This window comes from Clostridium sp. AN503 (assembly GCF_040719375.1).
Classification (GTDB): domain Bacteria; phylum Bacillota; class Clostridia; order Lachnospirales; family Lachnospiraceae; genus Brotaphodocola.
Window position 1 is genome coordinate 209,993 of sequence record NZ_JBFDTP010000002.1, and the last position, 14,235, is coordinate 224,227.

13 protein-coding genes are annotated in these 14,235 nt (G+C 53.4%); 12 read left to right on the forward strand and 1 reads right to left on the reverse strand.

The features are described from left to right. The first annotated feature begins 33 nt into the window (after nt 1–33). The 8 genes from dtd (at nt 34) to AB1I67_RS08160 (ending at nt 8,332) form a co-directional block, all read left to right on the forward strand. Nucleotides 34–492 (forward strand): D-aminoacyl-tRNA deacylase, encoded by a 459-nt coding sequence (gene dtd / locus AB1I67_RS08125; RefSeq protein ID WP_367029388.1) that lies wholly within the window; start codon nt 34–36, stop codon nt 490–492. Between the two features lie 62 nt (nt 493–554). Further along, a complete protein-coding gene (locus AB1I67_RS08130; RefSeq protein WP_367029389.1) occupies nt 555–1,952 on the forward strand; it encodes an aminopeptidase in 1,398 nt (465 codons plus the stop codon). Between the two features lie 124 nt (nt 1,953–2,076). Beyond that, the gene (tig, locus tag AB1I67_RS08135) at nt 2,077–2,991 is read left to right on the forward strand and encodes a trigger factor (protein WP_367029390.1); all 915 of its coding nucleotides are present in this window, start codon (nt 2,077–2,079) and stop codon (nt 2,989–2,991) included. Between the two features lie 2 nt (nt 2,992–2,993). Continuing rightward, nucleotides 2,994–3,143 carry a hypothetical protein gene (locus tag AB1I67_RS08140; protein ID WP_367029391.1) on the forward strand — a complete coding sequence of 50 codons (150 nt, stop codon included), beginning with the start codon at nt 2,994–2,996 and terminating at the stop codon, nt 3,141–3,143. Between the two features lie 18 nt (nt 3,144–3,161). Beyond that, nucleotides 3,162–3,953, forward strand: coding sequence for an HAD-IIB family hydrolase (locus AB1I67_RS08145; RefSeq protein WP_367029392.1), 792 nt, complete (start codon nt 3,162–3,164; stop codon nt 3,951–3,953). Nucleotides 3,954–4,150: 197 nt separating this feature from the next. After that, nucleotides 4,151–6,631 carry a hydroxymethylbilane synthase gene (gene hemC, locus AB1I67_RS08150; protein WP_367029393.1) on the forward strand — a complete coding sequence of 827 codons (2,481 nt, stop codon included), beginning with the start codon at nt 4,151–4,153 and terminating at the stop codon, nt 6,629–6,631. Between the two features lie 79 nt (nt 6,632–6,710). After that, on the forward strand, nt 6,711–7,328 hold the full coding sequence (locus AB1I67_RS08155; protein ID WP_367029394.1) for a bifunctional precorrin-2 dehydrogenase/sirohydrochlorin ferrochelatase: 618 nt from the start codon (nt 6,711–6,713) through the stop codon (nt 7,326–7,328). Nucleotides 7,329–7,612: 284 nt separating this feature from the next. After that, nucleotides 7,613–8,332 (forward strand): orotate phosphoribosyltransferase, encoded by a 720-nt coding sequence (locus tag AB1I67_RS08160; RefSeq protein ID WP_367029395.1) that lies wholly within the window; start codon nt 7,613–7,615, stop codon nt 8,330–8,332. A 20-nt stretch (nt 8,333–8,352) separates the two neighbouring features. Here AB1I67_RS08160 and AB1I67_RS08165 read toward each other — a convergent pair whose 3' ends face one another. Then, nucleotides 8,353–9,021, reverse strand: coding sequence for a Crp/Fnr family transcriptional regulator (locus AB1I67_RS08165; RefSeq protein WP_367029396.1), 669 nt, complete (start codon nt 9,019–9,021; stop codon nt 8,353–8,355). 176 nt (nt 9,022–9,197) lie between these two features. On the opposite strand from AB1I67_RS08165, the gene AB1I67_RS08170 reads away from it, so the two are divergent. The 4 genes from AB1I67_RS08170 (at nt 9,198) to AB1I67_RS08185 (ending at nt 14,223) form a co-directional block, all read left to right on the forward strand. After that, nucleotides 9,198–10,679: a hypothetical protein gene (locus AB1I67_RS08170; protein WP_367029397.1), complete on the forward strand. Its 1,482-nt coding sequence runs from the start codon at nt 9,198–9,200 to the stop codon at nt 10,677–10,679. A 59-nt stretch (nt 10,680–10,738) separates the two neighbouring features. After that, nucleotides 10,739–11,665 carry an FAD-dependent oxidoreductase gene (locus AB1I67_RS08175; protein ID WP_367029398.1) on the forward strand — a complete coding sequence of 309 codons (927 nt, stop codon included), beginning with the start codon at nt 10,739–10,741 and terminating at the stop codon, nt 11,663–11,665. A gap of 45 nt (nt 11,666–11,710) precedes the next feature. Continuing rightward, a complete protein-coding gene (locus tag AB1I67_RS08180) occupies nt 11,711–12,022 on the forward strand; it encodes a thioredoxin domain-containing protein (protein WP_367029399.1) in 312 nt (103 codons plus the stop codon). Between the two features lie 338 nt (nt 12,023–12,360). After that, the gene (locus tag AB1I67_RS08185; RefSeq protein ID WP_367029400.1) at nt 12,361–14,223 is read left to right on the forward strand and encodes an aryl-sulfate sulfotransferase; all 1,863 of its coding nucleotides are present in this window, start codon (nt 12,361–12,363) and stop codon (nt 14,221–14,223) included. The last annotated feature ends 12 nt before the right edge of the window (nt 14,224–14,235 follow it).

The window sequence follows — 14,235 nt, forward strand, 5'->3', positions numbered from 1 at the left end:
AAAACCGGATGAACAATAGGGCAGGAGGACAGAATGAAGGCAGTATTACAGCGTGTTTCCCGCGCCTCTGTGAAGGTAGAGGGAGACATCATTGGAGAGATAGGAAAAGGATATCTGATCCTGCTGGGCGTGGCGGAGACAGATGACGAAGCGGCGGCAGACCGGCTGGCTGACAAGATCTGCAAGCTGCGGATCTTCGAGGACAGCGACGGCAAGACCAACCTTTCCCTGGCGGATGTGGGCGGGGAGATCCTGGTGGTCAGCCAGTTTACCCTGTACGCGGACTGTCATAAGGGGAACCGTCCCAGCTTTATCAAGGCGGGATCGCCGGATAAGGCCAACCGCCTGTATGAATATTTTGTGGAACAGTGCCGCCGTCATGTGGCGAAGGTGGAGCATGGCAGCTTCGGCGCCAACATGAAGGTGGAGTTAGTAAACGATGGCCCGTTTACCCTGGCGCTGGAAGGCGACAGGAACGGAATATTGGGGTGACCGGCGCCAAATGGCGTCAGGCAGCCCACCCGGGCCATCTCATATTGAAGGAGGATAAAACAATGGAAAAAGAAAAATCAGCAGGCAAATTGCTTGAAGAAAAGCTGACCTGGAAATTCCCGCACATCGGGAAGGATGCGCCGGATCAGACGGCAGAGGCATCTGCATTCTGCGAAGGGTATAAAGTGTTCCTGGATGAAGGAAAGACTGAGAGAGAGTGCGTGGCGGCGGCAGTGAAGCGCCTTGAACAGGCGGGATACGCGCCCTTCGACCGGATGAAGGCATATCAGCCTGGCGACAAGGTTTACCAGGTGAACCGCGGCAAATCCATCCTGATGACGACCTTTGGACAGCGCCCGCTGGACGAGGGCGTCCGGATCAACGGCGCGCATATCGATTCTCCGCGCCTGGATTTAAAGCCCAACCCCCTGTATGAGAAGAATGACATGGCATTTTTCAAGACCCACTATTACGGCGGTATCCGCAAGTACCAGTGGGGGACCGTGCCGCTTGCGCTGCATGGCGTGGTGGTGAAAAAGAACGGTGAGACGGTCAGCCTGTGCATCGGTGAGGAGCCGGGAGATCCGGTATTCTGCGTCAGCGACCTGCTGCCCCATCTGGCGGCGAAGCAGAATGAGCGGAAGCTGGGCGAGGGCTTAAAGGGCGAAGAGCTGAACGTGATCGTCGGTTCCGTGCCGTTTGTGGATGACGATGTGAAGGAGCCGGTAAAGCTTCTGGCACTTAAGCTGCTCCATGATAAATACGGTATTACCGAGGCGGATTTCTTCCGCGCTGAGATCGAGATGGTTCCGGCCCACAAGGCGGTGGATGTGGGACTGGACCGCAGCCTGGTGGGAGCTTACGGGCAGGATGACCGCGTCTGCGGCTATACTGCGATGATGGCGGAGATCGAGGCGAAGAACCCGACCTTTACCACCATAACAGTTTTGGCTGACAAGGAAGAGATCGGTTCTGAGGGCAACACCGGCATGAACTCCGATTATCTGCGGCATTACATAGAATACCTGGCGCAGATGCAGGGCGTGGACGCGAAGGCTGTCTTTGCAAACGCGCTGTGCCTGTCCTCTGATGTGAACGCGGCGTATGACCCGACCTTCTCCGACGTGTTTGAGGTGAACAATACCAGCTTCATCAACAAGGGCTGCGTGCTGACCAAGTACACCGGCGCCCGCGGAAAGTCCGGCTCCAGCGATGCAAGCGCCGAGACCATGGCGAAGGTCATCGGCATCATGGAGGAGAATGGCGTGTACTGGCAGGCCGGTGAGCTGGGGGCCGTGGACCAGGGAGGCGGCGGTACTATCGCCAAATATCTTGCCCATATGAATATCGATGTGGTGGATTTGGGCGTGCCGATCATCTCCATGCATGCGCCCTTTGAGCTGGCTTCCAAGCTGGATATCCTCAATACCTACAAGGCGTTCTGTGCGTTTTATAAGTAAGAGGAGTTTCTGAAAAATTTATGAAATTAACCGGAAAAGCTTTTTTATCCGGGCGCGATATGTTATAACTGTAGGAAGTACGCCGCGGGAACGGTGTAACTTCTAAAAAGAAAAGGAAAGTATTATGAGAAAATATGCAAAACTGACACTGTGCGGTCTGGCGGCAATGATGCTGATCGCAGGCTGTACCAAAAAAGACGACACCCAGACAACTCCGGCGGCGACCAGCTCCGAGGCTGAGAGCGAGGCGGCTGTAGATAAAGGCAAAGTGACTAAGCTGGGGACCTATAAAGGCGTGGAAGTGACCAAGGCGTCCACCGAGGTGACGGATGAGGAGCTGGATGCAAGGATCCAGAGCATTTTAGACGCCAACCCGGAGTATATCGAGGTGACTGACCGGGCTGCACAGATCGGTGACACTGTGGATATCGATTATGTGGGTATGAAGGACGGCGAGGCATTTGACGGCGGAACAGCAGAGGGATACAAGCTGGAGCTGGGTTCCGGTTCCTTTATCGACGGATTTGAGGACGGCCTTGTGGGAGCAAAGACCGGCGAAGAGCTGAGCCTCAACTTAACCTTCCCGGACCCGTACCAGAATCCGGATCTGGCAGGCCAGGCCGTTGTGTTTGATGTGACAGTCAATGGTATTGAGGAGAAAAAGGAAGCGGTCCTGGATGACAATTTTGTTCAGCGGATCTCTGATATGAGCACAGCAGATGAGTTTAAGGCAGACACTCTGGCGGACATGGAAGCGGAGAAAGAGGAGCAGGCCAGCCAGCAGATCGAGAATGATGCATTTATGGCGGCGATCAACAACTCCGAATACGACATCAACCAGGAAGCGGTGGATGAGCAGTTCAATAACCAGCTTGAGTATTACACCAGCATGGTCCAGGCATATGGTATGACACTGGAGAATTATGTGAGCATGTTCGGCATGACTGAGGACCAGTTTAAGGAGGAGCTTAGAAGTTCTGCGGAGCTTGCCATCAAGCAGCAGCTTCTTCTGCAGCGATCGCTGAGAAAGAGGGCCTGAAGGTGGAGGACGCCGACAGACAGCCGATCGCCGACCAGTACGGCATGGACATTGCAACCCTGCAGGATACCTACGGTGCGGACGCTGTGGATGAGACGGCTATGCTGTATAAGGTTGTTGATCTGATCAAGGAAAATGCAGTTGTAAAATAAAACGGGGTGTAAGGAAAAGTGGGTAGAAAAGCATTGTTTTTCGACATTGACGGAACCCTGCTCAGCGAGGTGACGAGAGAAGTGCCGGCCAGCGCAAGAGAAGCGCTTGCCATCGCGAGAAGCTGCGGACATCTGGTGTTTGTCAATACCGGGCGGGCATACAGCCAGCTGGGGCAGATCCGTGAGATGCTCGATGTGGATGGCTGGCTCTGCGGCTGCGGTACCTATGTTCTGGCAGAAGGGCGGGAGCTTTATTACCGCGCCATGCCGGAGGAACAGCGCAGGAAGATCTGCCGTGCCATAGAAGAAGCAGATATGGACGGGATCCTGGAGGGACGGGATGGCTGCTATGTGGGCAGCGCCGAGACCCGGTTCCCGGAAGGGCGTCACTTTCGTGAGGGGCTTGCGTTTGCGATCCGCTCAAACAACTGGAATATAGAGTGCGGGGAAGCGGAAAAGTTCTGCTGTATCGCGGATGAATTGAGTGATAAAGCCGGATTCTTCCGCAGCCTGGGTCTTGACATCCAGGTGATCGACCGGGGAGACGGGTTCTATGAGTGCGTCCCGGAAGGCCACTCCAAGGCGACGGCCATCGATATCATCTTAAAAGAATACGGCCTGGATCTAAAGGATGCCTATGTATTTGGTGACAGCAACAACGATCTTCCCATGTTCGAGCATGTGCCGAATGCCGTAGCCATGGGCAGGCACAGCAGTGAGCTGGAGCCTTATGCCACTTTTATCACGAAGACGGTGGAGCAGGACGGCATCTGGTACGCCATGGAGAAGCTGGGGCTGCTAAAGCCTTAAGGCCCTGGTCAGACATGGAACTGGAACGACAGATCAGAGAAAGTATGACGGGAAGTACTGCATATGAAATCATAATATGTAGTGCTTCCCTTTTGTCTTTTTCCTTGCTATAATGTGGTAAGTTGAATTGGAAATCAGATAAGCGTTGATTCAATATATGGCAGGAAAAGGTAAAAGATAAGGATTGAGAGGGTCAGATGATGATACTACGGATTGGAACCAGGAAAAGCAGGCTTGCGATGGTGCAGACAGAGCTTGTGAGAGATGCTGTTTTAGAGAGATTCCCGGAAGCACGGATCGAGATCATCCCCATGAGCACCAGAGGGGATAAGATGCTGGACCGCTCCCTGACCAGTTTCGGCGGTAAGGGGGTGTTCACTAAGGAGCTGGAGGACGCGCTGTTAAAAGGCGAGATCGATCTGGCAGTCCACAGCGCCAAGGATATGCCGATGGAGTTCCCCAGGGGACTGACGCTGGGCGCAGTGCTGGACCGGGAGGAAGCGGCGGATGTGCTGGTGACGAGAAGCGGGATACCGGCCAGGCTGCTTCCTGCGGGAAGTGTGATCGGAACCAGCAGCCTCAGGCGGCAGATCCAGATAAAGGCCATGAATCCGCAGGTAGTGGTGCGGATGCTGCGGGGCAATGTACAGACCCGCTTAAAGAAGCTGGAGAGCGGAGAGTACGACGGCATCCTGCTGGCGGCGGCAGGGCTGAAACGTCTGGGATTGGAAGCGCCGGAGCAGCTGCATCTGGAATATCTGGACAAGGAAACCTTTGTGCCGGCTGCGGGACAGGGCATCCTGGCTCTGGAGATCCGCCAGGGAGAGCTTCGTGAGGTCATGGAAGCCCTCCATTCAAACCAGGCGGCGGCGCAGCTTATGGCAGAGCGGGAATTCTTAACGATCCTCGGCGGAAGCTGCAACGCGCCCTGCGGGGCATGGTGCAGGGAGGAAGGAGGCAGCCTGGTGATGACTGCCATGTTCGCCCAGGATGCGGTGCACCCTGTATTTAAAAAGGATCAGGTGACGCTTCAGGACCTTTGCCGGGAGGGTATGAAGGACCAGATGGGAAACGCATCCGTGCAGGATGAGAAAATATGGCAGGATTACCTGATGACCCGCGCAAAGGAGCTGGCAGAGAAGCTGGCGGTCCAGGTAAGGTTCAAGCCCGTATTCCTTGTGGGGGCAGGACCGGGGGATGCTGGGCTGTTTACCAGAAAGGGGCTGGAGTGCGTCCGCCAGGCTGATGTGATCGTATATGACAATCTGATCTCCGGCTCCATCCTCAATGAGGCGAGGCTGGACGCGGAGCTGATCTATGCTGGTAAGCGTTCCGGGCAGCACCATATGACCCAGGAGGAGATCCAGAAGCTTCTGGTCGAGCTGGCTATGGAGGGCAAGTCTGTGGTCCGCTTAAAGGGCGGAGACCCTTACGTGTTCGGACGGGGCGGTGAGGAGGCCCTGGAGCTGGAACGGCATGGCATCCCCTACGAGGTTGTTCCGGGCGTGTCTTCCTCCTACAGCGTTCCTGCCTATGCGGGAATCCCGGTGACCCAGAGGGAGATGGCTTCCTCCCTTCATATCATCACCGGGCATGAGGGCGCGCATAAAGAGGATGAGTCGCTTGACTACAGTGTGCTGGCAAAGGAAGAAGGAACTCTGGTATTTCTGATGGGCCTTAAGAACCTGCCGCGGATCGCCGGGCAGCTGATCGCGTTTGGCAAGTCGCCGGATACCCCGGCGGCAGTGATCCACAACGGCACTACCGCCAGACAGCAGATGGCGGTATCCGACCTCGCCCATATCACAGAGGAGGCAGAGCGGTGCGGCATCAAGACTCCTGCCATCATCGTGGTGGGAGATGTGGTGAGGCTGTCGGAGAAGCTCCAGTGGTTTGGCAGAGGACCCCTGCACGGCAAACGCGTCCTGGTGACAGGCACCCGCTACATATCGAGGGAGCTGGAGGAGGAACTCAAACCGTTGGGAGCGGAGACGGTCACCATCAGCCTGATCGAGAGCCGCGCCATGTGGACGGAGGAGATCCGCCAGGCATTAGACCAGATCGGCCGCTATGCCTGGATGGTATTCACAAGCAGCAACGGCGTGGATTTATTCTTTGAGGTGCTTCGGGAACAGGATATCGACCTGCGCAGGCTGATGCACTTAAAGTTTGCAGTCATCGGACGAAAGACCGCGGCTGCCTTAAAAGCCCATGGTTTCTCCTGCGATTTTGTACCTGAGAACTATTCCGGGGCAGATCTGGCAAGAGAGTGGATCCCCACACTCGGCAAAGAAGAGCGGATCCTTCTGTTGCGCGCCCAGGAAGGTTCCGATGTACTTCCGGTGAAGCTGAAAGAGGCGGGCATCCCGTTTGCAGATATCCCGCTCTACACCACCTGGACAGACTGGCGGCGAAAAGAGGAGCTGAACCGGATGATCGGGCAGGTGGATTATGTGACCGTAGCCAGCAGCTCCGCCGCGCGGGCGCTCTGCAGCATGCTGGAGGATAAGGACCATATCCCGGCAAAGGTCATATCGATCGGACCCTTCACCACGAAGACAGCCCGGAAGCTGGGGCTCCCGGTATATGCGGACGCAGTGGAGTACACGGCATCGGGGATCGCCGCAGTGATCCTGGCCGATGTGGAGGATATCAGCGCCGCCCCGGAGACAACGTGATTTCACAAAAACGGAGCCACATGGTATGGCAGACTGTCGTAAAGCAGACTATTGTACAGCAGATAAAGGGGGGAAGAAGATGGCATATTTTCCAATGTTCATAAATCTGGAAGGAGAGCCGTGCCTGATCGTGGGCGGCGGCAAAATAGCCTTAAGAAAGGTCCAGGTCCTGCGTGATTTCGGCGCACAGGTCACAGTTGCCGCACCTGAGATCCTGGAGGAGATCAAAAAGGCAGACGGTGTGGTCTGTCTTTACCAGGAATACAGTGAGGAGCTGCTAAACGGTATGAAGCTGGTCGTTGCAGCCACCGCAGATGCAGGCAAGAACCGTGACATCAGCAAAAAATGCAAAGAGCTGGGCATACCCGTAAACGCAGTAGACCAGATGGAGGACTGTACCTTTATCTTCCCGTCCTACACACGCAGCCAGGATTTAGTCGCCGCCTTCTCCAGCAGCGGCAAAAGCCCCCTCATGACCCAATACTTAAAGTCACAGATCGAACCGTCCATGACATCATTCACAGGCGAACTGACCGAATACCTGGGCGGCATCCGCACCGAAGTAAAGGCAAAGGTAGAGACCGAACCTCTCCGCAAAAAAGTATACCAGCAGGTATTGGGTTACGCGATGGAACACGAAAGCCTACCTGATTCCGACGAACTTGAGCGAATGATAAAAGCAGTTACCGGTTTATAACTGGAGAATGATTCGGTTTTACCTTGCGACCGCCGGTTAGCTTGAAGCTCCAAGCCGGGCGCAGTTCAGCCCAACACATCAGCCAGGGAGAGTTTTGCAAAAGCAGGTTGCGGAGGCGTTGGAGCGCCCTCCGCAACCTGCTTTTGCAAAACTCTCCCCTTCCATTGTCTCCCCCGCGCTGAACTGCGCCTAACCCACAAATTTTATTAACGTATGTTATGGAAAAAATAAAGAATTCTTGATATACTGTTTACATGGGGCATTTTAAGAAGGAGGGATTACCAATGAAAGAAGCAATAGAACTTGTATCAGAGTTAGACCCGAATCTGAAGCTGCGCGTGATTCCGGGACATTTTTCATCTGACCGTTTTCATATGAACTATTATGTGGATATGACAGCTCTTAAGATGAAACAGCAGGAAGCTGAGATGGTGGCCCGCGCCATGTGCAAGAAATACATCAGCCGGGTACAGCTGTCCATGGGACACGGACAGCGTTACCACACCCAGTTCTCAGAGCTGGAGGCGATGCTCGCCACTAAGGCGCCGATCGATACGATCATCTGCCTGGATGGCTGTGAGGTGATCGGTGCATATGTAGCGCATGAGCTGTCAAAGATCAGTGAGGATAAGATATCCAATACACTGCAGAAGAATTTTTACGTGATCACACCGGAGTTTGACAGTACAGGCCAGATGGTGGTCCGTGACAATATCAAGCCTATGATCCAGGGAAAGAATGTCCTTCTGGTACTGGCATCTGCTATGTCGGGCAACACGATCTTAAAGAGCATCCGCTGCATCCTTTCCTACGGCGGGAAGGTGGAAGGCATCTCCGTTATCTTCGGGGCCATCGACAATATCGACGGTTATCCGGTGCATGCGGTATTCGATGCGTCAAGTCTGCCTGACTTCACCCTGTCAGACCCGGACAACTGTCCGAACTGCAAGGCGGGAGTCAAACTGGATGCGGTGGTCAACAGCTACGGATATACCGAATTGTAAAACTGAGCAGGTCATGACCGTCAGTATTTGAACTGAGCTTCGTTTTCTGCAAGGGTCCAGAGGGATTTCTCGTCTTCGATGGTAAGTCCCTCCGGACATTTTTTGACATAGCCCAGTTTTTTGATCTTGGTCATGATGCGGGAGACTGTGACCTGGTGCACGCCGAGGTATTTTGCCAGCTCCGCGTAGGTGAAAAATTTGGGGATCAGGTTCTGTTTCCGGTTGCTGTGGGCAATCTCCAGAAGCAGATAGCAGAGGCGCGCGATGGCGGACTTTTCTACCCGCCAGTGCAGGTGCACCAGCACTTCCTGATAATTGTTCGCAAGGGTCTGCATCACAAACTGGTTGAAGTCCATATCCGTGCGGAGCAGGCTGCGGAAGGTGGAGAGCGGGATCTGATAGACCGTGCACTCCGTCTTGGCGATGATGGCGAACCTGATGTCGCTGGCGGGATTCACTTTCTCTGTGATGATATGCTGGTTGAACGCGATGAGCCGGCAGGGATGAAAGTACAGATGGATGTTTTCTTCACCATCCATCGTCATGCTGGTCAGCGCACAGATCCCTTCATCAAGAAGATAGATGAAGTCTTCGCTGGGATCATCGCTGTGCTGGTAGATAAACGCCCCTTTCTGGATGTGCATCCTGCGACCTTTGCCGGTCATATATTTCCAAAAGTAATTGTCCATAGTTTCCTCGATGTTATTTTGATTAATAATTCACAACTTATTTTAACATATTTTTTAAAAATATACAAAAGATAACTCATGTTATTTTTTTAACTCCGGATTTATGATAAAATATTATCAATTGGGGCCATCCAAAAGGTCATATTTTGTAAATGATGTAAAGGAGATTATTAACTATGGGGGCTAAGACACAAAAGCAAGTTAATGTTAGTGCAAGGACGCTGATGCATTCCGCAATCGGCGTAGGTATCATGATTTTCTTCCGGTTTTTACCGCTGAACCTGCCGGAGATCACGGATATTGGCATGGAGGTGCTGGGGATCTTTATCGGCACGCTCTATTTATGGACCACGGTAGACCCGGGCTGGGCCAGCCTGATGTCCATCGCCATGCTTGGTTTTTCAAACTTTGCACCGATGCCGCAGCTTTTGCTGCAGTGTTTCGGTAATGCGACGCTGGTACAGATCTTTTTCCTGATGATCATGTCGGGCGCTCTTGTATATTACAAGATCACCGCATACATCGGAAGGTTTTTCCTGACCCGTAAGTTTTCCAACGGAAAGCCCTGGGTATTGACTTTCGTGATCTGTTCAGGCTGCTTTTTCCTGGCGGCGTTTGTTAACACGTTCACGGCGATCTTCCTGTTCTGGCCGGTACTGTACGGCATGTTCGACGAGGTGGGGTACAAAAAGGGCGATGCGCTTCCGCGTATCATGCTGACGCTGGTTGTGGTTTCCTCTCTGATCGGATTCCCGGTTGCCCCGTTCATGCAGAACGGCCTGGCGCTCTTAAGCAACTTTGCGGCGATCACCGAGAAGATGATGGGGGCGGCGGTCCAGGTAAACAATGCAGCTTACATAAGTGTTGCGATCATCATGGGTTTCTGTATGATCACCGGATGCATCCTGTTTTCCAAGTACGTGTTGAGACCGGATACCAAGAAGCTTCAGAATTTTGATGTAAGCCTGATGAACCGGAACCCGCTTCCGCCGATGTCTCTTCAGCAGAAGCTGATTGGCGGCGGTTTCGTACTGCTGGTGCTTTCCATGCTGCTTCCGAGCCTGTTCCCGACACTGCCGGGCATGGCATTCCTGGGAGCGAACAGCAACGGACTTGCGCTGTTTGCCACTGCTTTGCTGGCGGCCCTGATCGTCAAGGACAAGTCGGTACTGGATATTTCGGAAGTCCTGAAGAACAACTTTAACTGGCCGTCATACTTTATCATCGCAGCCGCGATCCTGATCGGCAGCGTGATGACCAATGAATCCACCGGTGTTTCCGCTTTCCTGAAGGTGATCTTATCGCCGATCTTCCAGGGGCTGTCACCGTTTGCATTTACGATTTTCCTGTTGGTCATGGCGGGAATCCTGACAAACCTCTGCAACAGCCTGGTTATCGGTATGATCCTGCAGCCGGTTGTTGTTACATACTGCCTGGAGACCGGAGCGGCTCCTCAGCCGATCGTAACACTGCTCATCATCTTTGTACTGCTCTCCGCGGCGATTACCCCGGCGGCTTCCCCGTTTGCGGCAATCCTGCACAGCAACAAGGAATGGGTGCCGACCAAGTATGTGTACATGTATACCATACCGTTCGTGCTGATCGAGCTGGCGATCGTGATGATCATCGGCCTGCCGCTTACCAACCTTTTAATGTAGATCACAACATGGCTTTGTACGATATAATTATGAAATAAATGAAAGGAAGGCGTATACAAATGTCTCAATATGATTTGATTATTGTGGGAGCCGGTCCTGCCGGAATGACAGCGGCCATCTACGCAGCGCGCGCCAATATGGAGGTCCTGATGCTGGATAAGCTGGCACCGGGCGGACAGATCATCAATACCAACGAGATCCAGAACTATACCGGTGTTGGCACCATTAATGGCGCAGAGCTGGCATATCAGATGTATGAGCATACCCAGCAGTTTGACAACATCCACTTCGATTACCGTACCGTAAAGGAGATCAAGGATGAGGGCGCTGTGAAGCGTGTGCTCTGCGAGGAGGATGACGCGGAGTTTACTGCAACGGCAGTGCTCCTTGCGACCGGGACCAGACCCAGATGCTTAAACGTGCCGGGGGAAGACAAGTTCCGCGGCAACGGCATCAGCTGGTGTGCGATCTGTGACGGCGCCCAGTACCGTGACCGCGACGTTGTGGTCATCGGCGGAGGCAATTCGGCTGTGGAGGAGTCCATCTTCCTGTCCGGCATCGTGAAGTCCCTTACGATCGTCACGATGTTTGACTTGACGGCGGACCCGATCGCATGCGACAAGCTGCGCGCGATGGACCATGTGAAGATCTATCCGTACCAGGATGTGCTGGAGTTTACTGGCGATACGAAGCTTGAGGGGATTCACTTTAAGTCCACCAGGACCGGTGAAGAGAATCAGGTGGCCTGCGACGGCGTGTTCGAGTATATCGGCCTCACCCCGACTACCGAGTGCTTCAAGAGCCTTGGTGTTTTAAACCAGATGGGGTATGTTGAAGTCAACGACCGTATGGAGACAAAGGTTCCAGGTATCTACGGAGCCGGGGACTGTGTTACCAAGAATCTGCGCCAGGTCATCACAGCATGTGCAGACGGTGCGATCGCGGCACAGGAAGCTTCCCATTATGTGGAGAAGCAGAAACAGTAATAAAACTTTTGCATCAAAAGATAAAACAGAAAGGGGTATTTCATCATGATCAAGGAAGTAAACAGCGAAGAATTCAAAGAGCTGGCGAAAGAAGGCACTGTGCTGGCGGACTTTTTCTCCACCACCTGCGGTCCGTGCAAGATGCTGGGCTTTGTGCTGAAGGATGTGGAAAAGGAGATTGGGGCTGATTTCACGATCCTGAAAGTGGATTTTGATCAGAATAAAGAACTGACTGCTGAGTACGGCGTTACCGGATATCCGACCCTGGTGCTTTTAAAGGACGGTAAGGAAGCTGCCCGCCTGCAGGGGCTGCAGCAGAAACCGGTTATCGTTAAGATGATCCGCGATAATCAGTAGAATACGTTGCGTGGGGCGCAGTTCAGGGGTGGGTGGCTCGCAGCGGGAAGGCCCGGATGAATGGAAGCATTCAGAGGTCGCTCTCGCTCGATGGAGCGCGTAGCGGTGCGTAAGGCGCGTGGAAGACCGCGCCTAAGCACCGACGGGCTCCGACGCCTCTGAATGCTTCCATTCATCCGGGTCTTCCCTCGGGCGGGCGTACTGGCTGGACTGCGCTGCAGGCGCGCGGAGATATGGATGGTGCGTGGGCTGGCCGGACTGTGGTTGCCGGGGATGGAAGCGCAGGATGATTTGAGATGGGATAAAAAAGTGATTGATAATGAAAGGAGAGGGTTTACATGGACAAGATTGGGTACATATATCATGAGAACCTGTTAAAACGGCAGGCGGATGCGGAGAAGGCGATGCTTGAGGAGTTTCGGGCTGGGGACTATACGCTGGAGAAACCACTGGTGAAATACAATCCGTACTTCATCAGTCCGCTGGCAGCAGTAGTGCTGTTTAGGACCGAAGAGGAGACGGCAGTTACCCTGACCGTTCTGGGCAAGACAAAAGAGGCAAACATCTATCACACCTTCCCGAAGGCGAAGGAGCATATCCTTCCGGTACTGGGATTGTACAGTGATTATGAGAATAAAGTGGAGCTTCGTCCTTACCGCGGCACTCCGTCGGTGTTTACGATCAAGACTCCGGATGTGTTTGACGGGAAGCAGGTATGCATTTCTATGGAGACCACGCCGGAATATCTGCAGGACAATGTGATCGTAGAGGCGCCTGCGGATGAGAACCTGGCAGTGGCTTTCGACTATGCAGGAGACGCCAGATGGCATTTGAACGTGCCGTGTATCTTCGATTTCAAACGGCTGAAGAACGGTCATGTGCTGATGGGAAGCGACCGTCTGATCAAGCTTCCGTACTATGTATCCGGACTTTATGAGATGGACATGGTAGGAAAGGTTTACAAGGAATTCTGTCTGCCGGGCGGATACCATCACGATCAGATCGAGATGGAAGACGGCAATATCATTTCTTTGACCGATGACTTTACCGGCGACACGGTAGAGGACCATGCAGTGCTTGTGAGCCGTGAGACCGGCGAGATCTTAAAGACATGGGATTACCGGAAGTTCTTAAAACCGGGCTGCAGCAAGTCCGGCAGCTGGAGCGACGAGGACTGGTTCCACAACAATGCGGTATGGTATGACAAGAATACCAACTCCCTGACCTTCTCAGGCCGTCATGTGGATGCGATGGTGAACATCGACTACGACAGCGGCGAGCTGAACTGGATCATCGGTGATCCGGAGGGATGGCCGGAGGAGTACAGCAAGTACTTCTTCAAACCGATCGGTGATGATTTTGAGTGGCAGTATGAGCAGCATGCCTGCCTGATCACCCCGGACGGCGATGTGATGTGCTTCGACAACCATCATTATGGTTCCAAGAATAAAGATACCTACCTTTCTGCCAAGGACAGCTATTCCAGAGGCGTCAGATACCGCATCAATACGAAGGACATGACGATCGAGCAGGTTTGGCAGTACGGCAAGGAGCGCGGAGCTGACTTCTTCTCCCCGTATATCTGCAACGTAGAGTATTATAACGAAGGCCATTACATGGTGCATTCCGGCGGTATCGCTTATTTGAACGATGAGCCGTCTGAGGCGCTGGGCGCTTTTGCAAGGCATATGCCGGGCGGACGTCTGGAGACCCACACGGTTGAAGTATGTGACGGCAAGGTGATGCTGGATCTGCATCTCCCGGCTAACTACTACCGCGGTGAGAAGACGAAGATGTATGTGGATGGAGCCAACTTAGAGCTTGGCGCAGGCGTACAGCTTGGAGCTATGGGCGTGACTCCGGAATTTGATACGGATATCCCGATGGAGAGCTGCGGTGAGCTGATGCCGGCAGAGTGCAATGCAAGGATTGAGGAGGAGGATGACAGAATAACGTTCTACTCCCGGTTTGAAAAGGGCCAGATGGTCATGCTGCTTTTGGAGGGAGAGAACGAGACACACCGTTACTTTATCTCCACCACGGCAGTGCCGCACCTGGCTATGTGCTGTGGAACCTTTATGGATTCCGACGAGCGCAACACCAGAACCTTTGTAAATAAAGCAGGGTTAAAGGGTGAGTTTGATGTCCGCGTGATCATTGATGATAAGAAATATGAGACCGGTATCAAGATTACCTGTTGATGTTAGAAAGGA

What these genes read in the sequence shown, in the direction of transcription:
- dtd (WP_367029388.1), top strand. Translation starts at nt 34, where the DNA reads ATGAAGGCAGTATTACAGCGTGTTTCCCGCGCCTCTGTGAAGGTAGAG.
- AB1I67_RS08130 (WP_367029389.1), top strand. Translation starts at nt 555, where the DNA reads ATGGAAAAAGAAAAATCAGCAGGCAAATTGCTTGAAGAAAAGCTGACC.
- tig (WP_367029390.1), top strand. Translation starts at nt 2,077, where the DNA reads ATGAGAAAATATGCAAAACTGACACTGTGCGGTCTGGCGGCAATGATG.
- hemC (WP_367029393.1), top strand. Translation starts at nt 4,151, where the DNA reads ATGATGATACTACGGATTGGAACCAGGAAAAGCAGGCTTGCGATGGTG.
- AB1I67_RS08155 (WP_367029394.1), top strand. Translation starts at nt 6,711, where the DNA reads ATGGCATATTTTCCAATGTTCATAAATCTGGAAGGAGAGCCGTGCCTG.
- AB1I67_RS08160 (WP_367029395.1), top strand. Translation starts at nt 7,613, where the DNA reads ATGAAAGAAGCAATAGAACTTGTATCAGAGTTAGACCCGAATCTGAAG.
- AB1I67_RS08165 (WP_367029396.1), bottom strand. Translation starts at nt 9,021, where the DNA reads ATGGACAATTACTTTTGGAAATATATGACCGGCAAAGGTCGCAGGATG.
- AB1I67_RS08170 (WP_367029397.1), top strand. Translation starts at nt 9,198, where the DNA reads ATGGGGGCTAAGACACAAAAGCAAGTTAATGTTAGTGCAAGGACGCTG.
- AB1I67_RS08175 (WP_367029398.1), top strand. Translation starts at nt 10,739, where the DNA reads ATGTCTCAATATGATTTGATTATTGTGGGAGCCGGTCCTGCCGGAATG.
- AB1I67_RS08180 (WP_367029399.1), top strand. Translation starts at nt 11,711, where the DNA reads ATGATCAAGGAAGTAAACAGCGAAGAATTCAAAGAGCTGGCGAAAGAA.
- AB1I67_RS08185 (WP_367029400.1), top strand. Translation starts at nt 12,361, where the DNA reads ATGGACAAGATTGGGTACATATATCATGAGAACCTGTTAAAACGGCAG.